Below are 21,180 nucleotides of genomic sequence, written 5' to 3' on the forward strand. Positions count from 1 at the left end.
TAGGACGATTCATGATTGGGTTTATCGTTTGTTGATTTCCTCAAGGAGGATTTTATTCACCATTGGCGGGTTTGCTTGTCCTTTTGTCGCTTTCATCACTTGTCCAACGAGGAAGCCGACTGCACGGTCTTTACCGTTTTTATAGTCTTCGATCGATTGTTCATTTGCATCGAGCACTTCCGTCACGATTGTGCGGAGTGTGCCTTCGTCGGAAATTTGGACGAGGCCTTTCTCTTTGACGATGTCAGCGGCGTTTCCACCGTTTTCGATTAGTTCCTTGAAGACTTTTTTCGCGATTTTGGATGAAATGGTGCCATCCGCGATCAATTTGATCATGCTGGATAGACCTTCAGGTGTTAGGGCTGTATCATGAAGTTCTTTTTGCTCTGCATTTAAATAAGCGGACACTTCGCCCATCAGCCAGTTGGAAGCAAGCTTCGCGTCTGCACCTGCAGCAACGGTCGCGTCGAAGAAATCGGACATCTCTTTCGTCAACGTCAAGACGTGCGCGTCATATTCCGGCAGATCGAGCTCATTCACATATCTAGCTTTACGTGCATCCGGAAGCTCCGGAATTTCAGCGCGGACACTGTCCTTCCATTCTTGATCGATATGGATTTCAGGAAGATCCGGATCATTGATGAAACGGTAGTCATTCGCACTGCCTTTTACGCGCATGAGCACAGTTTGGCCCGTTGCTTCGTCATAGCGGCGTGTTTCCTGCTGGATTTCTCCTCCTGAAAGAAGGATTTTTTCTTGGCGCTCAACTTCATTCGCGATCCCTCTGCGGACGAAGTTGAAGGAGTTCAAGTTTTTCAATTCGGTTTTCGTTCCGAATTTCTCTTGTCCAAACGGGCGCAATGAAATATTCGCGTCGCAGCGCAGGGAACCTTCCTCCATACGGACATCGGAAACGCCTGTATATTGGATGATCGCTTTCAGTTTTTCCAGGAATGCATATGCCTCTTCCGGAGAGCGGATATCCGCTTCTGTGACGATTTCGATCAACGGCGTGCCTTGACGGTTCAAGTCGACGAGTGAATAGCCGTTGTCGGAGTGCGTCAATTTACCCGCGTCCTCTTCAAGATGGACGCGCTCGATACGGATTTTTTTCTTTTTCCCTTCGACTTCGATTTCAATCCAGCCGTTTTGGCCGACCGGACGCTTATCTTGGGAAATTTGATAAGCTGCCGGGTTATCCGGATAGAAGTAATGTTTCCGGTCGAAATTCATGACGTCAGCAACTTCACAGTTCAAAGCCATGGATGCTTTCATTCCGAAGTCTACTGCGCGTTTATTCAACACCGGAAGCGTCCCTGGGTATGCCAAGTCCGTCACATGGATGTTCATATTCGGCTCTGCACCGTAATGGGATGGAGCCGGTGAGAATATTTTCGTATCCGTTTTCAGTTCAACGTGGACTTCAAGTCCGACAATCGTTTCAAAGTTCATTAGTTAGTACCCTCCCCTAAAGATGGAGTGCGTTTATGGAAATCGGTCGCTTGTTCAAATGCATGCGCCACTCTGTAAAGTGTCTCTTCATCGAAGTGCTTCCCGATGATTTGAAGGCCGATTGGCAATCCATCCGAAAAGCCGCACGGAATCGAAATTGCAGGAATGCCCGCCAAGTTGACGGAAACTGTCAAAATGTCATTCGCATATAAAGTCAACTGGTCCTTCACAGCACCACCGATTTCGTATGCAGTCGTTGCACTCGTCGGTCCGACGATGACATCATAATTTTCAAAGACAGATGCAAAGTCTTGTGAAATGAGCGTGCGGACTTTCATTGCCTTGACGTACAAATCTTCGTGATGATCGGCGCTTAGTGCATACGTACCGTACAGGATCCGTTTTTTCACTTCCGTACCGAATCCTTCCGCACGGGAACGCAAATAAATTTCATCCAAATTTTTCGCGCCTTCTGCACGGTAGCCGTAACGGATGCCGTCGAATCTAGCGAGGTTGGAAGAAGCTTCAGCAGTTGCAATCGCATAGTAAGTTGGCGAAGCGTATTTGGAATGTGGAAGTGTCACTTCCCCAATTGTTGCACCGAGTGATTCAAGCACTTTTAATGACGCGCGAACTTTGTCTTTAACGTCCTCGGCGATGCCTTCTCCTAAATACTCTTTCGGTACTGCGACGCGCAAACCCTTGATATCGCCTGTCAATGCGGCTTTGAAATCAGGTACTTGCTGTTGTGAAGAAGAAGAATCCCTATGATCCACACCTGAAATGGCGTTCAACAACAATGCATTGTCCTCGACCGTCCGAGTGATCGGGCCAATTTGATCCAAAGAAGAAGCGAAAGCGACTAGTCCGTTGCGGGACACTCTGCCGTATGTCGGCTTCATGCCTACGACTCCGCAGAACGCAGCCGGTTGGCGAACCGATCCGCCTGTATCCGTACCGAGCGAGAACGGCACTTCTCCCGCTGCTACTGCAGCTGCTGAACCGCCGGAAGAACCGCCAGGCACGCAGTCCAAATTCCATGGATTATGTGTTGTTTGGAAAGCTGAACGTTCCGTTGTGGAACCCATGGCAAACTCGTCCATATTCAATTTACCGACGCTGACCATGCCCGCTTCGTTCACCTTTTCAACGACTGTAGCATCATAAACAGGTACAAAATTCTCGAGCATTTTGCTCGCGCAAGTCGTTGCTGTTCCTTTTGTGACAATATTGTCCTTAATGCCGATCGGCAACCCGAAAAGCGGTCCGCGTCCTTCTTTCGGCGAGTTGTCCAAGGCTGCCGCTTTCGCCAATGCCTCTTCTTCCGTCAACGCCAGGAACGCTTTCACTTGACCGTCTAGTGCTGCGATTTGCTTAAATGAATCTTCGGTCACTTCTTTGACAGAGACTTCCCCGTTATGTAAAAGTGCTTGAAGTTCTGCTGCCGTCTTTTTCATTAACGTCATCTTACTTCCTCCTAAAAACCATTATCACAGGATATTCGGAACTTTGATCATTCCGTCTTCATGCTCTTTTACGCTTGCCAACATTTCGTCCCGGTCAAGAAAATCTTGCGGAACATCTTCCCGTAGCACATTGAAAAGCTGCAACGGATGCGTCATCGGCTCAACATGATCTGTATCCACTGTTTTCAATGCATCTCCGAATTCTACGAGCTCGGAAATGGCTGTCGAATATTCCTCCGCCTCTTGGTCTGAAAAGGCGATTCTTGCAAAATTCGCGAAGTATTGTACGTCTTCTGCCGTAAATTTCGTCATTTTATTTCCTCCCAAACTGCAATTGTACGACTAATCATACCACCTAAGCGGTATGTTGAAAAGCAACTGCGCGTCCAATGCACATTGGCACGGACACGCACTCGGTCTTTCATTCAATATCCATAAATATGGACGAACGGTTCGTCATCTTCGGCTTCCTTGACGATCAACGCCTCAGGGCCGTTCACCGAAGTGATGCTCACTTCGACATCGATATTGGGGAAATACTTTTTGATGTGATCCGTTAGAAATTGTGTGAAACCGATAACTTCACTCTTCCCAAAAAATTGAATCGGTATGTGGATGGAAAGGGATTGCATCCGATTATCTTTGAAAAAACCTTTCCCGATCACATTGACGAAGCTCGGAAAATAGTTATCGATATCTTGCTTGAAATTGCTGAAATTCGTATTGATTTCGCGGTAATTGTCGATATCCGCCGGTGCGGGAAGCAACACATACCGCTCATTCACTTCTTTCCATCCGGATGCCGACGACTTTCCTTTATCGGCAAAGGCGGTTGCGAAATAAGTCCCTGGGACAATCGCGTTCTTTTTCTCCTGTTTGAAGAGGCCGATGACGATCGGAATGTCTTGGAACCCCTCTTTCGCTCGAAGCCTGCTGACAATCTGGTCCGCCATGGCGATGCCCTGCTTTTCAAGTTCCGGATCCTTTATTTCAATCTCTTTCCCGCTTTTGTCATAGTGGACGGAATTCAAAGCGAGTCCGATCGACACGCCTGAAAGACGGACTTTCTTATCTTCCGTCAACGTCAAATAGTTTTGCTCGATAATATGCGCCAAATAGATCGGCTTCTCTTCCGCGTCTTCCCCCTCCGCTTCAGGGGGATTCAAGCCCGCTTTATTCGTTGAACTTCTGGCAAGCCATGCGCGTGCCGTTGTAGCGTCGATGTACTGGCCTTCTTGAAGGAAATAGTTTTTCGGGTCGAAATGCTGGGCGGATAAACGCAATAGCCCTTCCTCAGCTTCCCCAATATCGTATTTCGTATGAATATTGCTCACGACTAGGCCGCGGCTTGCGCTTTTCTTAAGCGGGAGAAGCGTTTTATAATAGGTGTCCTTTATCTGTACATCTGGAATCATGACGGTCTCTTCGACCTGTTCCTCATTTTCCTGGATGACTTCCTCTTTGTCGGGTCCGATGGACGGTAGACAGCCGCCCAATAAAAGGACGGCCGCCATTCCTGGTAGTACAAATAGCCTTTTCATTAGAAAATTACTCCTTTTCGCCGAGCGCGTCGACCAACTCTGTTTCATTCCAAACCGTTATTCCTAGTTCCTCCGCCTTCACAAGCTTCGATCCTGCATCTTCCCCGGCAATGATGAGGTCCGTCTTTTTGCTGACACTCCCGCTCACTTTCCCGCCAAGCTCCTCGATCCGCTCTTTTGCTTCATTGCGCGTCAGCACGGAAAGTTTGCCCGTCAACACGATAGTTTTTCCGGCGAACGGACCTTCAGTCGGAAGTTCCTGCCGCGTTCTGCCTTTGAAATCCATGTTGACGCCATACGACTTCAGCTTGCCGAGCACTTCCAATACATCTTCATTATTGAAAAATGTAATGACCGCGTCCGCCACTTTGTCGCCGATTTCATGGATCGATGTAAGCCGCTCCGTATCCGCTTTCGCGATTTTCTCAAGCGTGCCGAATTCCTCCGACAAGATGTGCGCCGCCTTTTCTCCGACATGGCGGATGCCAAGGCCGAACAGCAGCTTCTCCAACGAATTGGATTTCGATGCTTCGATGGCCGTCAATAAATTCGTAGCGGATTTCTCGCCCATCCGCTCAAGCGACAACAACTGTTCCTTCGTCAAACAATAAAGATCTGAAACATCATGGACGAGTCCCGATGTATACAATTGGTCGACAACACGTTCGCCGATCCCTTCGATATTCATTGCATTGCGCGACACAAAATGAATAAGCGCTTCCTTCATTTGTGCAGGGCATTGCGGATTGACGCAGCGAAGCGCCACTTCCCCTTCGATCCTGACAAGTTCGGAATCGCACACCGGGCAATTGTCTGGCATATGATACGGCTCTTCGTTCCCGGACCGCTGCTCGATCAATACGCTGACGACCTCTGGAATAATGTCCCCCGCCTTGCGGATGACGACTGCATCGCCGATGCGGATATCCTTTTCACGGATAAGATCCTCGTTATGGAGGGAAGCCCTTGCCACTGTCGTCCCGGCAACACGGACCGGCTCCAAAATGGCAGTCGGCGTGACAACCCCGGTCCTGCCGACACTCAGCTCAATATCCAGCAGCTTCGTATGCACCTCTTCAGCCGGGAATTTATAGGCGGTCGCCCATCGCGGACTTTTCGCCGTGAAGCCAAGCTGCTCCTGATCTTCATAGTTGTCCACTTTAATGACGATTCCGTCGATTTCATAATCCAGGTCCTGCCTGCGTTCCTGCCAGGACTCGATATATGCAAGCACGTCTTCGATCGTTTTGCACCGTTTGCTCTTCTTATTCGTCTCGAATCCGATCGATGCGAGGTAATCAAGCGAATCGGAATGGCTGTCCTGTCCAAAGGCCGCACCGTCTCCACCGACACCGTAAATGAAAACGGCAAGGTTGCGGCTTGCAGCGATTTTCGGGTCCAGCTGCCGAAGCGAGCCAGCTGCAGCATTCCGCGGATTGGCAAACGGCTCTTCCCCGTTTTCATCACGCGCTTCATTCAACCGCATGAATGATTTCTTCGGCATATACGCTTCCCCGCGAACTTCGATCGTAACCGGTTCGGCCAGCTTCAGCGGAATCGTCCGGATCGTCTTCAGATTCGCGGTAATATCCTCTCCGACCGTTCCGTCCCCGCGTGTCGATCCTTGGACGAACGTGCCATTTTCATATTTCAATGAAACGGCGAGGCCGTCAATCTTCAATTCGCAAATATACGAGACTTGGCCTGCCCCCGCTTGCACCCGTCTGTCGAAGTCACGGATATCCTCTTCGTTGAACACATTCGATAAACTCAGCATCGGGTATTCATGGACGACTTTGCTGAACCCTTCGAGGATTTCTCCCCCAACCCGCTGCGATGGTGAGTCGGGATAGATCAGATCGGGGTTTTCCGCCTCGATGGAAAGCAATTCCTGCATGAGGCTATCATAGACGGAATCGGGCACGGTCGGCCGATCCAGCACGTAATAGGCATGTCCATACTCTTTAAGCAGATCATTGAGCTCCTGTACTCGTTCTTCCAGTGCTTTGCGATCCATATTTCGATCCATTCTTTCCTCTCCCTACGCTTTTTCTATCGGTGCAAATTTGGCGAGAAGCCTTTTGATGCCGACTGGTTCCGGGAAGGCGATATCAAGTTCAAGATCGTCTTCCTTCCCTTTCACACTGACGACCATGCCTGTCCCCCATGTTTTATGGGTCGCTTTGTCGCCCGCTTTCCAGCCCATCTTCTCTCCGCCGCTTGATTTATAGACTGGCCTTTTCACAGCTGGACGAACAGGCTTATTCTCCCATTCATACCCGCCAAATGAAAAGCCTTGATTATTATTGGATGTCACTTCGATGATGTCATCAGATATCTCGTTTAAAAAACGTGATGGATTATTGTAACTTGAGCGGCCGAATAGTGTCCGGTAGGAAGCACAAGTCAAATAGAGGCGGCGCTCTGCACGCGTGATCGCCACATAGGCAAGCCGGCGCTCCTCTTCCATTTCTTCATCGTCGCCGATCGACCGTGCGTGCGGAAATACATTCTCTTCCATGCCGATGACGAAAACGACAGGGAATTCGAGTCCCTTCGCCGCATGCATCGTCATTAGGACGATTTTTTCCGTCGCTTGGTTCTCTTCTTTATCCAATGAATCGATATCGGCAATTAATGCAAGGTCTGTCAGGAATGCGACGAGCGAGCGGTCGCCCTCCTCTTCCTCGGCCCTCTTTTCGAAAGCTTCTGTAACGGAGAGGAATTCCTCGATATTTTCCAGCCTGCTTTCCGATTCGATTGTCTTCTCACGGATGAGCATATCACGGTAGCCCGTTTTTTCCAGCACTTGCTCGACAAGCTCGGAAACGGACAAGTACTCCTGCATTTGCGTAAAGCCATGAATCATATCCCTGAATTTCGACGCTTCGTTTGCTGCCCTTGCCGTCAGTCCCATGAAGTGGACTTCCTGCAATGCGTCGAAAACGGACCGATCGTTCTCGATAGCAAATGTCGCCATCCGTTCGAATGAAGTCGCCCCGATGCTCCGTTTCGGCTCATTGATGATCCGCGCGAGCGCCAAGTCGTCATCGTTGTTTGCAATCAAACGCAAATAAGCAAGCAAGTCCTTGATCTCTTTCCTGTCATAGAACTTCGTGCCGCCGACAATCGTATAATCGAGATTCGATTTCACGAGATATTCCTCGATGACACGGGATTGGGCATTCGTCCGGTAAAGGATTGCAAATTGATCAAGCGACAGGTTTTCGCTTTCTTTCAGCTCGATGATCTGTTGGACGATGAACTGGGATTCGTCCTTTTCATCGGACGCTTTATAGATCGTGATCGACTCGCCCTCGGCATTTTCCGTACGCAGCTTCTTGTCGTAGCGGCTCCGGTTGTTCTGGATGACGTCGTTCGCCGCCTGCAAAATCGTTTTCGTTGAACGGTAATTCTGCTCAAGTAAAATGACAGTCGCGTCCTTATAATCCTTTTCGAAAGAAAGGATGTTTCCGATATCGGCACCGCGCCATCTGTAGATTGACTGGTCGGAATCCCCGACGACACAAAGGTTCCGGAATTTTGCCGCCAGCATGTTGACAAGTCTGTATTGGGCGTTGTTCGTATCTTGGTATTCATCGACATGGATATATTGGAATTTATTTTGATAAAACTCGAGGACTTCAGGGACGCGTTCGAATAATTTGAGAGTCATCATGATGAGGTCGTCAAAATCGAGCGATTGGTTTTGTCGCAATTTTTTCGTATAGCCTTCGTAGATATCTGCAATCGTCTTTTCATACGGATTATGCGGGTTGATTTGCCCTTTGTACGTTTCCGCGTCGATGCATTCATTTTTCGCCGAACTGATTGCCCCGAGCATTGCCCGCGGGTCGTATTGCTTCGGATCGATATTACGCTCCTTCAGCACATTTTTGATGGCCGTCAATTGGTCGGAGGAATCGAGGATCGTGAAGCTTTTCGAAATTCCGATTCGGTCGATGTCCCTCCGTAAGATGCGGACGCACATCGAGTGGAATGTCGACACCCACATCCGTTCGCCGGATCCGGGCCCAAGCAGGCCGTCGATCCGCTCGCGCATTTCACGGGCCGCCTTGTTCGTAAATGTGATCGCCAATACATTGGAAGGATAGACGCCCTTTTCGACGATCAAATAAGCGATCCGGTGGGTCAGCACCCTCGTTTTCCCGGAGCCTGCGCCTGCCATGATGAGCAATGGCCCTTCCGTCTTTTTCACTGCGCGGGCTTGTTCAGGGTTCATGCCCGCAAGCAGATTTTCCGCGATTTCCTTCATAGTGTAATCCCGCCTCCCAAAGAACATTTGTTCTTCATTATACATGAAATCCCATCAATGGGATACCGATTTCACCGCTTCGACCGTTGAAAGTGCGGCCTTCAGATCTTCGTAAATAATATTGCCGACGATGACCGTATCTGCCAGTCCCGCCATCATTTTTGCGTCTTCCGCACTGCGGATGCCTCCGCCGTAAACTAAGCGCGTCTTTTCAAGGACACGTGCCGCTGCCTTGACGATGGCAGGGTCACCGAGCATTCCGCTATATTCCAAATAAAATACCGGCAGCTTGAATAAATGCTCCGCCATCCGTGCATAGGCGATGACATCCTCTTCGTCCGGTGCTTCGTTCACGCCGGTTAGCTTCGCCGCTTTGCAATCGGTGTTCACGATGACGTAGCCTTCCGCGACGACTTCATCCCAATCCATCATATGGCCGTATTCCTTCAACGCCGCGTGATGGATGCCGTTCACCCACTTCGTTTCGGTCGAATTCAGCACGGTCGGGATGAAATAATAATCGAAGCCCATCGTGACCGATTCGACAGTCGATACTTCAAGCGCCACCGGCACCGAAAATCTCCGGATGCGCGCCAGCAGGTAAAGAACGTTTTCGAGCGTCACGCCATCCGTTCCTCCGATGATGATGCCATCCGTCCCGGATTCAGCCAGCTGTTCGAGCTCTTCATCCTTCAATTGTTTTGCGGGGTCCACTTTAAACGCGTGGCGCCAATTTTTATAGTCCATTTTTTCTACCACCTAATTCTTCGATTGCTTTTGGATGCGCTCTGTTTAGCAAGAGCGTCTTGCTATTCCTCAGTATACCAAAAAAACCGGGCGGATTGCTTCTCCGCCCGATCACTTCTTATCATTATTCTCCGCAAGCTCCGGATAGAGGCGGTCCAATACGGTGTTATAGCCGCCAGAACCGTAATCGACGCAGCGTCTCACACGTGAGATGGTCGCCGTGCTTGCACCGGTTTCATTTTGAATCCGGTCGTACGTCTTTTTCTGTCTCAAAGCATGTGCGACTTCCAGACGTTGCGCCAACGATTGCAGCTCGCTCATCGTCGCAAGGTCATCGAAGAACATATAGCACTCCTCAAGGTCCTTCAATTCCAATATCGCTTTGAACAGCTGATCCGTTTGTTCGCTGCGGATTTTATCGATTTGCATGTTTCCACCTCTTTCATTCAGCACTGCTTAAGGCGTATACGTAACAGATTTTGAAATTCCGGAATACGTAGGGATGATATGGATCCACGTCTTGCCGGGAATTAATTTTGCAGGTACTCCGTTTTCCATTGGCACAAGGAAGCCTTCAACGTTTTTCCATTCGAGTTCCTTAACGGTGCCCGCCTGGAATAGAATCGCCTTGCCGCCGCTTTCAAGATTGACGGATTGCCTTCCGACACTGTCGATCGTGCGGTGGTCCGCCTCCATGACAATTATATTGGAAAGGCTGACTTGTTCTCCGTTCCCTTTATCCTGCGTATGGATTCCATTCACCGTCCGGTTATACGTCTCTGTCCCGGGATCATAGGAAAACGTATTGATGAAATTCGGGTCGGAGCTGAAGCGGACGACGATCATCGATACACTATCCCCTATTTTAGCATCCTCTGCCGATTCATGGAAAGCAAATGGAGGGATCTTCTCGATTTCGTCGGATGCACCGACCTTCTCCATGGCGGCTAGAATGTTCTCGCCGGTAATATACGAATTATGGGGAGCTTTACGATCGGTCGATCTTTTGAATAAAGTCCCGTCATATTGCATGCCATTCACATTGTCGACATATCGATTCGCCAATAGCTTTTGCGCATCGGGGCTATAGCCGTGGGCGACGTAAAAGGCATCCATCCCTTTTGCCAGATGGATGAAATAGTCACGCGCGCTTCGGATCGGCCCGACCGTCTCCGGCAGCTCGCTTTGGAACAACGCTAAAAACCGTGTGACATTTCCTTCCGCCATGAATTCATAGATGATATCCGCCTGGCTTATGCCCGATTGCGGCCTTGCTTGTGGGTGGTTGTTGACCGTTGCGAGGACAGGTCTCGCCCAGTTCTCCTCTTCGGTCAATACACCGGTGAAAGGTGCCTGATAAAGAAGGGCTCCCTCTTCCTCAGGCTCATCGTTTATGACTTCTTCCATCTCTTCCTGCTCCGGAACAATCTCTTCCGCGCCGGCTCTCTCTTTTTTTGAACACGCTGACAGCAACAGCAACATGATGGCTAAGGCAAGCAGCCATCCTCCCTTTTTCCCCTTCATCCGTGCCTCCTATCTTTCCGTCGCCGGAATGATTACTTCATTTTTCATAACTTGATAAAGCCCCACTTGTGTCGCCCGTATGTATGGCAAATGGGTCGACTGCATGAACAGGAATGTGTACACCGCATCGCCATGTTTGTATCCCCGCTCTGCCAACGCCTTTTTCAATGCAACTTCCTGCTCGATCAAAACTTCCATGCGTTCTGCGGACAACCCCCCGCCAATTTTAAGCGGGATCGACGCAATCACTTCGCCGTCTTCCACGAGCACCATTCCGCCATTCATCCGTTTCATCTCCCGGAAGGCAAGCATCATCGCCTTCTTGTCCTTCCCGATGAGGATGATGTCTCCCGTATTCGAGTAGGAGGAGACCAAGGCTTGTACTTGATTCGCAAAGCCTTTGATGACCGTATTCACGCGCCACTTTCCATGTCGATCAATGAGCATGAGGAAGCTTTCATCATGCTCCGTTGAAAGCTTGCCCACCGACAGGTCAAGCGTCACTTCATATGGCTTTGTAATGACGTCATTCACCATTTCAATGCCGACTGCGCTGTTGAACTCAAAATCCTTTTCATCCAGATCGAAAGCCGGTTCGAATACTGGAACGAGCGACCAATCGGCTTGTTTGAACGATGCTGTCCCTACGTTTTCGCGTTTCAGCCATTTCCCTTTTGACAAGACATCCGTCGGAACAGGGTTCGTCTCACTTTCGAGGAAATTGAGCGTCGCGTATCTTCCCGTCGCAACGACGCCATGCAGATCATCGATGCCGTAATAGCGCGCAACGTTATACGAAGCCATCAAGTATGCATCGATCGGCTTCACCCCTGCATCGAGTGCAACTTGGATGCATTTGTCCATGACGCCATCAACATGGAAGGAAGGCGTTGAACCGTCCGTCGTCATCATGAGATGGTCGAATACGTCCAACCCTTTGTCGATGATTCCTTTCAATAAATCTGGCAAATCCGGACGGATCGACGAATGGCGCATTGTTACCGCATATCCTTGCAGGAGGCGCGCTTCCACTTCGTCAGCCGTCATCGCTTCATGGTCACCGTCCACCCCAAGCAGCTTCATCCTTGCCAGTGTCCGCTCGGAAGCTCCCGGGAAGTGGCCTTCAATCTTTTTCCCCGCTTTTTTCGCTAGACTTACGGAAGCCGTTATATCCGGATCGCCGATCATGAGACGCGGCCAGCCTGTCAGCTCCCCGCCCATAAGCACATCGTCCCTCTTCAGCCAGTCAGATATCGCCTCTTGGCTGAACACTTCCCTTTCATTTTGCAAAACCGTTTGGGAATCAAACCTCGCCCACCAATAAAAAGAAAACGGCAATTCATTCAATTGGTCGATCAGTTTGAATGCCCTTTCATTTCCAAGCAGCAGGAAGAATGTCAAGTTGTCTGATAGGATCGTCGTCGTTCCAAGTCTTCCCGTATAGTCGGCGAATGTTTCCGGATTGTACAGCTGGAACGGATGGACATGCGGTTCGATATAGCCCGGAACGATTTTCTTGTCTGTCGCATCGACAATTTCCGCGCCTTCTGTCATGGCTGGCATTCTGCTTCCCGCATAGACGATCCGATCGCCTTTGATCCAAATATTGCCCGTAATCCATTTCTTAAAGATGGAATGGAGGTATGTCGCATTTTGAATGATCAGGTCCGGCGCTTCTTTGCCGTTGATGATTCCGAGTTGCTTTTGTATTTCATGTTGCTCCCACATTTCGATAACCCCTTTTGAAGAGAATTCTCTATATTTTTATCGTAGCATAGCATCCATTTGAAATATAGATATTTCGGTTCATTTGAATGAAATTTCAGTCGTATCTAGTACGTGTATCATTTGCCGACGTCAGGGAACGCTAATGACAAACTTTTTTCTAAGCTAGATATGAAAGGAGAGTTGGAAATGACTGAACAACAAGCTCCTCCTTTACTCAATCAACTATCGAAAAAATTCAAGTCATCGGATGATGTCATCCAAACACCTTTGCAAATAAAAGGACAACAAGCATTCCTTTTCTATGTAAGATCTGTTGTCGATGGCGACAAACTGCAACAGACGGTCATCAAGCCTTTTTTTGAAATGGCTTCCGCGGAAGACTTTGCATCCTATATCCAATCTTTGCCGAATCAGATTGAAATTCCAGAAATGGATAAACTGCTCATATTGATTAGTGCAGGCGCTGTGATAGTTGCGATTGATAACCAACTTTTTTTAGTTGAATTGCGCATAGTGAAGAACAATGAAGTGCAGGAAACGACAATGGAACCGACGATCCATGGGCCGCAGAAAGGATTAAGCGAAGACATTCAAACGACGATTAATCTGATTAGGCAACGGTATCATAGGGCTTCGTTAAAAGTCGAAGACATCATTACAGATGATGTGTCCAACACCGCGGTCGCATTACTCTATGATGGCGATCGGGTTGATCCGGAAGTTTTAAAAAGAATAAAGTTGGAACTTGGCAATCTGGAAACCCCATTATTCCAATCAGGGGGCGAGCTCCAACATTTCCTTAATAAAAGTAGATTCACGCTTTTCCCTACAGCAATGGTAACGGAACGTCCTGACCGCATCGTTTACAATTTGGTCGCCGGCAAAGTTGTTATTGTTATCGATGGAAGCCCGAATGTCATCGTTGCCCCGGTCGTCTTTTTTGATTTCATGGCATCGATGGAAGATAACTACCACGTTTCTGCGATATCAGGGTTTACGATTGCATTAAGATATTTAGGATTATTCATGTGTATAATCCTTCCTAGTTTATATATTGCGATGACATCCTATAACCCGGAAATCCTCAGGATTGAGCTAGCCCTTACGGTTGCGGGCAGCAGGATCGGTGTCCCTTATCCTTCGTTTGTAGAAGTTCTATTCATGCTGCTTTTTATGGAACTACTTACGGAAGCGAGCATGCGGTTGCCAAAAGCGGTGAGCGGCACTGCTACGACCGTCGGCGGCCTCATTTTAGGGACCGCAGCGACAGAGGCCGCATTGACGTCAACAATCATGGTCATTATCATTTCGGCAGTTGCCATTTCCACATTCGTCATTCCGATTAACGAGATGAGCTTTGCAATTCGGGTAGTTCGGTTTCTCTTGATCATCTACACTTCACTGTTCGGGATGGTCGGTCTGCTGATCGGTTTTTTAGGCATCATCATGTTCATGGCGAATAAAGATAGCTTAGGCACGCCTTATTTGAAGATTCCATGGAGGAGCAAGGTCAATGAATTGAGGGAGGGACAATAAATGAGCCGCTTCCTGTTCTATTTGATTATCATTAATATGCTGACAAACATGGTTTCCATAACGCCAAGAATCTTAATTTCGGGAAGTAAAAGCGGGGCAATCCTTTCTATGATTCTTGCCCTGATTTTTGGTATTACGTTGACTTACATCCTTGTCATGCTGTTCAGACGCTTTCCAGGGCAAGGATTGCCTGAAATTCTAAATGCATATGCTCCGAAATGGGTAGCGACACCCGTTCTCCTTTTTTTGGGTTTAGCGTGGTATGTCGCAGGTCTTTACACACTCATCATTTACACATTTATCATTCTCCGATTTTTGACGCCTGATATGTCGATTTACATCGTCGTGTTGACGTTTGCCTTTATCGTCACGTACGGCGTCCTCATGGCGACAAAAAACATCTTATATATGAGTGAAATTGTCTTCGTTCTCGTCGTTCCGTTTATTATCTTCATTCAAATAAAAGGGTATGCGAGTGCTGACCTGAATTGGGATTATGTACGTGTCGCCCTCATGGAGATTAATCATCTACCGGATTATGGAGCATTTTCATCGTCTCTTTTTATAGTCGTAGGAACCGCAAACTTGGCGATTTTCAATCGTTTTTTCATGAATCTCAAGAAGCCGACAGGAAAAGGGATTGCCCTTCTTACATTCATTTGCGCGTATGTCCTTGCCACCACCTATTTCCTTCCGATCGGCTTCGGCGGATTCGATTCCTTGAAAAATGACCTGTATCCGTGGATTATGACGAGTGATTCCATCCGGATGAAATACGGGATCATTGAAAGGGTTGTCTTCCTTTTCATCGGCGCCTTTTTGGCACTCGGCGTCGTCAGTATGATTATGCATTGGCATGTGTCCAGCCAGTTGCTATCGGCCGTCATTCAATTTAAACGGTTGAAATGGAAATCAATTAATTTGACGACTCCATTGATCATTGTCATTTTTTGGGTAGTCGCTATGATCGTGACAAAAACGATTACAACGGAAGGGCTTTTCAAAGCTGTCGAATTGTATGATGACTTCGTCTTGCCAGTCCTTCTAGCAACGCTAGTCGGCTGTTTACTTTTAGCGGGGAAAGGGGCTGCTTCCAAATGGCGGGAAAGCAAAAAATGATCAATGGAGCCTTTGCCGCCATCCTATTGCTTGCCTTGCTCCTTCAAGCCGGCTGTGCATTCAAGGACATCGACAAAAGGACGTTCGTGGTCGCAATCGGGATAGATCCTTCTGAAAAGGTGAGGAATGGCTTCCGGGTGACATTGAAGCTGGCAAAACCGATCGGCAACGTCAAACAGGCTACATCACCGACGTATGCCTATTTAACGCATGATGCCGATTCTGTTGCAGTAGCGATTCATGAAATGGAAACCCGTGTCGATACTTCATTGGATTTGGGCCATAACCGGATCATCGTTATGAACAAGGATTTGCTGGAAAAAGATCTGGATACATTCATGGATTTTTTCACACGGCGCGGGGATATCCAAATGATCTGTTTCGTCGCCGTAGCCGAAAAGAGTTCCGAAGAAGTGGTTTCCTTTGAGCCAACAATTGAAGCACCTGCATCGATTGCTTTATATAACTATTTCGATAACATCGGAACGGAGAGCCCCTATGTCGTCACAACCTTTCTTTACGAATTCAGACGGGAAGTTTTAGGGAAAGGGAAGGATACAGTCATGCCAATCATTGATGTCGATAAGGAAAATAAAGAATACCTCGTTCATAAATCGATTGTCCTGAAACGGGGAGCGAAACCGGTGGAGTTGACACCTGAGGAAACAAAATATTATAACTCGCTCGTAAACAAAGCCTCCGGGTTCAGTTATAAAATTGCAGAAAAAGATATGTCCGTGGTACTGAATATCGATGAAGTGAAATTTAAATATAAGATCGTCCTGAATGAAGGCGAACCGCGAATTGATATAAAAATAACGAAAATAGGCGTGATTGGCGAATCCACTCATCGGTTGAACTTAAAGCATTTGGAGAAATACGATAAATTAGCGGAAAAAGAGGTTAACAAGAAAGTCATGGCTTTATTGACAAAGCTTCAAAAAAATAATGTCGATCCGTTCGGGTTCGGCTTGCGTTACCAGGCGACAAGATTATCGCGTAAAGGTCTTGATAAAGAATGGGAGCGCATCTATCCCGAAATCAAATTTAATGTGAAAGTCCATGTTGAATTGAAGAGTACGGGGGTTATTGAATAGACAAGAGTGAAAGCCGTTACGGAGAACGGCTTTTGCGAGCATAAGCACAGCGTTGCGAGCAAGAATTGGAGACGGAAAAACAGACCACACAATGCCGATGTGTGGTCTGTTTTCTCGTCTAGCTTCGGACGCCAATGGCTCGGGGTCATAAGTCAAATCCGCTCTGTGGCAAAAGTCGCCACGCCGCAGCTTTGCCTTATGCCGGTCGCCTATAGGCAGGCGTCCTCCGCTTTTGGTTATTGGAATGCCCGCCAACCGATATCCGTCCGGTAGAAAAATCCATTCCATTCGACTTGATTCAATTGATTGTAAACCTGGTCACGCGCTTCTTCCAATGTTTCCGCTTTCGCTGCAGCGAGCAGGACGCGGCCGCCGTTGCCGACAAAACGGTCGTCTTCGGCTTTCGTCCCCGCGTGGAAAATTTCGAGGCCGTTTAGCAAGTTTAGATCCGGCAGTTTTGCACCTTTTACGATATCGCCTGGATAGCCGTCTGACGCAATGACGACGCCCAACATCGCTTCGTTATGCCATTTCAATTCAAACGGATCTTTATCCATAAGCGCCATCATGAATTCCCCGAAGTCGGAAGCCATTCTTGGCAGGACAACCTGTGTTTCCGGATCGCCGAAACGAGCGTTGAACTCAATCACTTTCGGGCCTTCTTTCGTCAGAATGAGCCCCGCATAAAGGATTCCTGTGAACGGCGTTCCTTCTTCCGTCATGGCGTGGACTGTCGGAACGACGACTTTCTCGTACGCTTCCTTGACAACATACTCCGGTATATGCGGAACTGGGGAATAAGCGCCCATTCCACCCGTGTTCGGCCCTCTATCGCCGTCATACGCACGCTTATGATCTTGCGCGATGACCATCGGGTATATCTGCCCGTCATGGACAAATGACATATAGGAGAACTCTTCCCCATCCAGGAATTCCTCGATGACAACACGTGAAGAGGACTCGCCGAATCGCTGATTACCGATCATATCGTCAACTGCTACAAGTGCCTCCTCCAGCGTCATTGCGACAACGACGCCTTTCCCCGCGGCTAGTCCGTCCGCTTTCACGACAATCGGCGCGCCTTGCTGACGGATGAACGCCTTCGCTTCCTCGGCGTCCGTGAATGTCCCGTAAGCAGCTGTCGGGATTCCATATTTACTCATTAATTCCTTTGCGAAAGACTTGCTGCCCTCGATTTGCGCAGCATCCTTCGTCGGTCCGAAAATGCGCAGGCCTTTTTCAATGAAATGATCGACGATGCCTTCCGCCAATGGCTGCTCCGGCCCCACAAACGTCAAGTCAATCCCTTGTTCGATAGCGAATGAAGCAAGCGCATCAAAATCAGTCGCATCAATTCCGATACATTCTGCATCGTTTTTCATGCCGTCGTTGCCGGGTGCGACGTATACGTTTGTAACGGATGGTGAATCGTTGAACTGCTTTGCAATCGCGTGCTCCCGGCCGCCGCTGCCGATGACGAGTACTTTCATCTGTATCTTCTCCTTCATTCAATGTTTGAAATGACGTACGCCCGTGAACACCATCGCAATCCCGTATTCATTCGCCTTCTTGATGGAATCTTCGTCTTTCACAGATCCTCCTGGCTGGATGATTGCCGTAATGCCCGCTTTCGCAGCAGCTTCCACGGTATCGTCCATCGGAAAGAATGCGTCAGATGCAAGCGCTGCGCCTTTCGCGCGTTCTCCCGCTTGCGTCAATGCGATTCCGGCAGCTCCGACACGGTTCATTTGCCCAGCTCCGACGCCGAGCGTCCTTTGGGAATCCGAAACGACAATCGCATTCGACTTCACATGCTTGACGACTGCCCAGCCGAGTTTCAGCGCTTCCCATTCTGCTTCCGTCGGTTCACGGTCGGTTGCAACTCGGATGTCCGCATCTTCAAAGCCGTAAGCATCAGGTTGCTGCATGAGAAGGCCGCCTTCAACGGACACCGTATTCCAAGCATCTTGTTTATGTTGTTCGAACGGAATCGTCAACAGACGAATGTTTTTCTTCTTTGTCAATACATCAATCGCTTCGTCTGTGAACGAAGGTGCGATAATAATCTCGAGGAAGATGCCCGAAAGCTGATCAGCTGTTGCCGCATCTACTTCACGGTTTAAGGCAATGATGCCTCCGAAGATGGAAACCGGGTCGGCTTCATATGCTTTATTGAACGCCTCCGCAATCGTTTCACCAACTCCGACGCCGCAAGGGTTCATATGTTTAACTGCCACCGCTGCCGGTTGGTTGAATTCCTTGACGATCTGGATGGCCGCATTCGCATCTTGGATATTGTTATAGGAAAGTTCTTTTCCGTGCAATTGCTCTGCATTCGCAATGGAGAAATCCGAGCCTAGCGGACGGCTGTAGAACGCCGCTTTCTGATGCGGGTTTTCGCCATAACGCAGAGGCTGTTTTAACTCGTATGTAAACGTCACTTGCTCAGGGAATTCTTCTCCTGCAAGGTCTGTCAAGTAGCCGGAGATGAGTGCGTCATACGCTGCAGTATGGCGGAATACTTTCGCTGCGAGGCGACGACGTGTTTCGAGTGTCGTCTGTCCTTCCGCCTGAAGTTCCTCAAGCACTTGGCTATAATCTGCCGCATCGACGATGACCGTTACGTATGCGTGGTTTTTTGCGGATGCACGGAGCATTGCCGGACCGCCGATATCGATGTTTTCGATGGCGTCATCGATGGAAACGTCAGGTTTTGAAATCGTCTCTTTGAATGGGTACAGGTTGACACAGACGATGTGGATCGGCTGGATGCCGTGTTCAGCCATCTGCTCCAGGTGTTTCGCTTCGTCCTGCTTCGCAAGCAACCCGCCATGGATCATCGGGTTGAGTGTCTTCACCCGGCCTTCCATAATTTCTGGGAAGCCTGTCACTTCGTCGACTGCCGTCACTGCGACGCCGTTTTCCTTCAAATGTTTCATCGTCCCGCCTGTCGATAGAATTTCATAGTCGAGTGCAGCGAGTGCTTGTGCGAATTCCAAAATTCCGCTTTTATCCGATACACTGAGCAGTGCGCGTTTCTTCACGAATGAACCCCTCCGTTAGTTAAGATCAATTTCTGCAATGTTTCCTTATAAATGACATGCTCGATCCTTTGGATCGCCTGCGCAGTCTTTTCTGCATCGCCTTCAACGACAGGAACCGCCACTTGCGCGAGGATCGGACCCGTATCCATTCCTGCATCGACAAGATGGACGGTGACGCCCGTCACTTTCACGCCATGCGCGATCGCCTGCCCGATTGCATCCTTGCCAGTGAAGGAAGGAAGCAAGGATGGATGGATATTGACGATGCGTGAAGGATAGGCGGCCAATAACGTCGGTCCAATCAGCCGCATATATCCCGCAAGTGCAATCCATTCAACGTCCTCTTCACGTAAAATGCCAAGCAATGCTTCCTCGTACGCCTGCTTTGACGGGAATGCTTTCGGCTCCAATGCAACGACACGAATGTCCGTCAGCCTTGCCCGTTCAACGACGAACGATGCCGGCTTATCAGTCATGACGAGGACGATTTCCGCGTCCAGTTCGCCTTCGCGGCATGCGTTTTCAAGCGCTTCGAAATTGCTGCCGCTGCCTGAAGCGAATACCGCGATTCTTGCTTTCTCATTCATTCTGCCAAGCTCCCATCATGGCTTCCTTTGAATGCAACGCCTGTTCCGCGAACGACGCGTCCGATTTCATATGCGTCTTCGCCATGCTCAGCCGCAATTTGAATCGCGCGCTTCGCTTGTTCCGCAGGCAATGCGATGACAAAGCCGATGCCCATATTGAAGACGCTATACATGTCTTTATCTTGAAGCTCGCCTTTCTCCTTCAGCATTTTGAAGATCGGCAGCACAGGCCATGAGCCGAGATTGACTTCTACGCCGAATCCTTCCGCGAACATCCTCGGCAGGTTTTCATAAAAACCTCCGCCTGTAATATGCCCCATCGAATGGACGTCGAGCTCCTCATGGATTTGCATGACAGGTTTCGCATAGATCTTCGTCGGTTCAAGCAAAGCCGTCCCGACTTTGCCAAGCTCTTCGTATCCCGCGATATATTCATCGATCTTATATCCTTGCTCTTCGAGAACGACTTGGCGGACAAGCGAGAATCCGTTCGAGTGGATGCCGCTTGAAGCGATGCCGACGAGCACATCCCCTTCAGCGACTTTTTCCCCTGTAACGACTTTGCTCTTTTCGCAAGCACCTACCGCAAATCCGGCGAGGTCATATTCTTCAACGTCGTAGAGACCTGGCATTTCAGCCGTCTCTCCGCCGATCAACGCCGCTCCCGACTGCACGCAGCCGTCCGCGATTCCTTTGACAATCGCCTCGACCTTTTCAGGGACAGCCTTCCCGAGCGCAATATAATCCAAGAAATAAAGCGGCTCCGCGCCTTGCGCAACGATGTCGTTCACACACATTGCGACACAGTCGATGCCGATCGTATCATGCTTATCTGCCATAAAAGCCAACTTCAATTTCGTGCCGACGCCGTCCGTACCGGAAATGAGCACAGGCTCTTTATAATTCAGCTCGGATAGATCGAACATCCCTCCGAAACCGCCGAATGCTCCAGCCACGCCTTTGCGCGCCGTACGCGCGACATGCGACTTCATCCGTTCAACCGATTCATAGCCGGCCTCGATATTCACTCCCGCTTTTTCATACGCCTTTGACATGGAAGCTC

Annotated in this window: 17 protein-coding genes; 3 read left to right on the forward strand and 14 right to left on the reverse strand. The window is 49.1% G+C overall.

Annotated features, from left to right (window positions below):
- Positions 1-21 precede the first annotated feature (21 nt).
- The 10 genes from gatB to ACFPTP_RS11530 form a co-directional block, all read right to left on the reverse strand.
- Positions 22-1,452, reverse strand: coding sequence for an Asp-tRNA(Asn)/Glu-tRNA(Gln) amidotransferase subunit GatB (gene gatB / locus ACFPTP_RS11485; protein WP_381444983.1), 1,431 nt, complete (start codon positions 1,450-1,452; stop codon positions 22-24).
- Complete coding sequence (gatA, locus tag ACFPTP_RS11490) at positions 1,452-2,918, reverse strand: Asp-tRNA(Asn)/Glu-tRNA(Gln) amidotransferase subunit GatA (RefSeq protein WP_381444986.1); 1,467 nt, start codon at positions 2,916-2,918, stop codon at positions 1,452-1,454. The genes gatB and gatA overlap by 1 nt, the downstream gene beginning before the upstream one ends.
- Before the next feature lie 24 nt (positions 2,919-2,942).
- Complete coding sequence (gatC, locus tag ACFPTP_RS11495; RefSeq protein ID WP_381444988.1) at positions 2,943-3,230, reverse strand: Asp-tRNA(Asn)/Glu-tRNA(Gln) amidotransferase subunit GatC; 288 nt, start codon at positions 3,228-3,230, stop codon at positions 2,943-2,945.
- Positions 3,231-3,343: 113 nt separating this feature from the next.
- Positions 3,344-4,459, reverse strand: a complete 1,116-nt coding sequence (locus ACFPTP_RS11500; protein ID WP_381444990.1) for a CamS family sex pheromone protein — start codon at positions 4,457-4,459, stop codon at positions 3,344-3,346.
- A gap of 7 nt (positions 4,460-4,466) precedes the next feature.
- Complete coding sequence (ligA, locus tag ACFPTP_RS11505; protein ID WP_381445038.1) at positions 4,467-6,476, reverse strand: NAD-dependent DNA ligase LigA; 2,010 nt, start codon at positions 6,474-6,476, stop codon at positions 4,467-4,469.
- A gap of 24 nt (positions 6,477-6,500) precedes the next feature.
- Entirely contained in the window at positions 6,501-8,735 is a 2,235-nt protein-coding gene (gene pcrA / locus ACFPTP_RS11510) for a DNA helicase PcrA (protein ID WP_381444993.1), read from the reverse strand.
- A gap of 54 nt (positions 8,736-8,789) precedes the next feature.
- Positions 8,790-9,482 (reverse strand): heptaprenylglyceryl phosphate synthase, encoded by a 693-nt coding sequence (gene pcrB, locus ACFPTP_RS11515; protein WP_381444995.1) that lies wholly within the window; start codon positions 9,480-9,482, stop codon positions 8,790-8,792.
- A gap of 111 nt (positions 9,483-9,593) precedes the next feature.
- The gene (locus ACFPTP_RS11520; RefSeq protein WP_381444998.1) at positions 9,594-9,911 is read right to left on the reverse strand and encodes a YerC/YecD family TrpR-related protein; all 318 of its coding nucleotides are present in this window, start codon (positions 9,909-9,911) and stop codon (positions 9,594-9,596) included.
- A 27-nt stretch (positions 9,912-9,938) separates the two neighbouring features.
- Positions 9,939-11,006, reverse strand: coding sequence for a DUF3048 domain-containing protein (locus ACFPTP_RS11525; protein WP_381445000.1), 1,068 nt, complete (start codon positions 11,004-11,006; stop codon positions 9,939-9,941).
- A gap of 9 nt (positions 11,007-11,015) precedes the next feature.
- Complete coding sequence (locus ACFPTP_RS11530; protein ID WP_381445002.1) at positions 11,016-12,734, reverse strand: adenine deaminase C-terminal domain-containing protein; 1,719 nt, start codon at positions 12,732-12,734, stop codon at positions 11,016-11,018.
- A 186-nt stretch (positions 12,735-12,920) separates the two neighbouring features.
- Here ACFPTP_RS11530 and ACFPTP_RS11535 point away from each other — a divergent pair, with 186 nt between their 5' ends.
- The 3 genes from ACFPTP_RS11535 to ACFPTP_RS11545 are packed head-to-tail and all read left to right on the forward strand — an operon-like array spanning position 12,921 to position 16,486.
- Positions 12,921-14,270 carry a spore germination protein gene (locus tag ACFPTP_RS11535; RefSeq protein WP_381445003.1) on the forward strand — a complete coding sequence of 450 codons (1,350 nt, stop codon included), beginning with the start codon at positions 12,921-12,923 and terminating at the stop codon, positions 14,268-14,270.
- Complete coding sequence (locus ACFPTP_RS11540; RefSeq protein WP_381445004.1) at positions 14,271-15,389, forward strand: GerAB/ArcD/ProY family transporter; 1,119 nt, start codon at positions 14,271-14,273, stop codon at positions 15,387-15,389.
- Positions 15,368-16,486 carry a Ger(x)C family spore germination protein gene (locus ACFPTP_RS11545; protein WP_381445005.1) on the forward strand — a complete coding sequence of 373 codons (1,119 nt, stop codon included), beginning with the start codon at positions 15,368-15,370 and terminating at the stop codon, positions 16,484-16,486. The genes ACFPTP_RS11540 and ACFPTP_RS11545 overlap by 22 nt, the downstream gene beginning before the upstream one ends.
- A 236-nt stretch (positions 16,487-16,722) precedes the next feature.
- Here ACFPTP_RS11545 and purD read toward each other — a convergent pair whose 3' ends face one another.
- Genes purD through purM form a run of 4 tightly spaced genes read right to left on the reverse strand, consistent with a single transcriptional unit; the run spans position 16,723 to position 21,172 of the window.
- Positions 16,723-17,976 (reverse strand): phosphoribosylamine--glycine ligase, encoded by a 1,254-nt coding sequence (gene purD / locus ACFPTP_RS11550; RefSeq protein ID WP_381445006.1) that lies wholly within the window; start codon positions 17,974-17,976, stop codon positions 16,723-16,725.
- 18 nt (positions 17,977-17,994) lie between these two features.
- Entirely contained in the window at positions 17,995-19,530 is a 1,536-nt protein-coding gene (gene purH, locus ACFPTP_RS11555) for a bifunctional phosphoribosylaminoimidazolecarboxamide formyltransferase/IMP cyclohydrolase (protein WP_381445007.1), read from the reverse strand.
- Positions 19,527-20,117 (reverse strand): phosphoribosylglycinamide formyltransferase, encoded by a 591-nt coding sequence (gene purN / locus ACFPTP_RS11560; RefSeq protein WP_381445009.1) that lies wholly within the window; start codon positions 20,115-20,117, stop codon positions 19,527-19,529. The genes purH and purN overlap by 4 nt, the downstream gene beginning before the upstream one ends.
- Complete coding sequence (gene purM, locus ACFPTP_RS11565) at positions 20,114-21,172, reverse strand: phosphoribosylformylglycinamidine cyclo-ligase (RefSeq protein ID WP_381445011.1); 1,059 nt, start codon at positions 21,170-21,172, stop codon at positions 20,114-20,116. The genes purN and purM overlap by 4 nt, the downstream gene beginning before the upstream one ends.
- Positions 21,173-21,180: the final 8 nt, after the last annotated feature.

Source organism: Sporosarcina koreensis, assembly GCF_042655825.1.
Lineage (GTDB): Bacteria > Bacillota > Bacilli > Bacillales_A > Planococcaceae > Sporosarcina > Sporosarcina koreensis.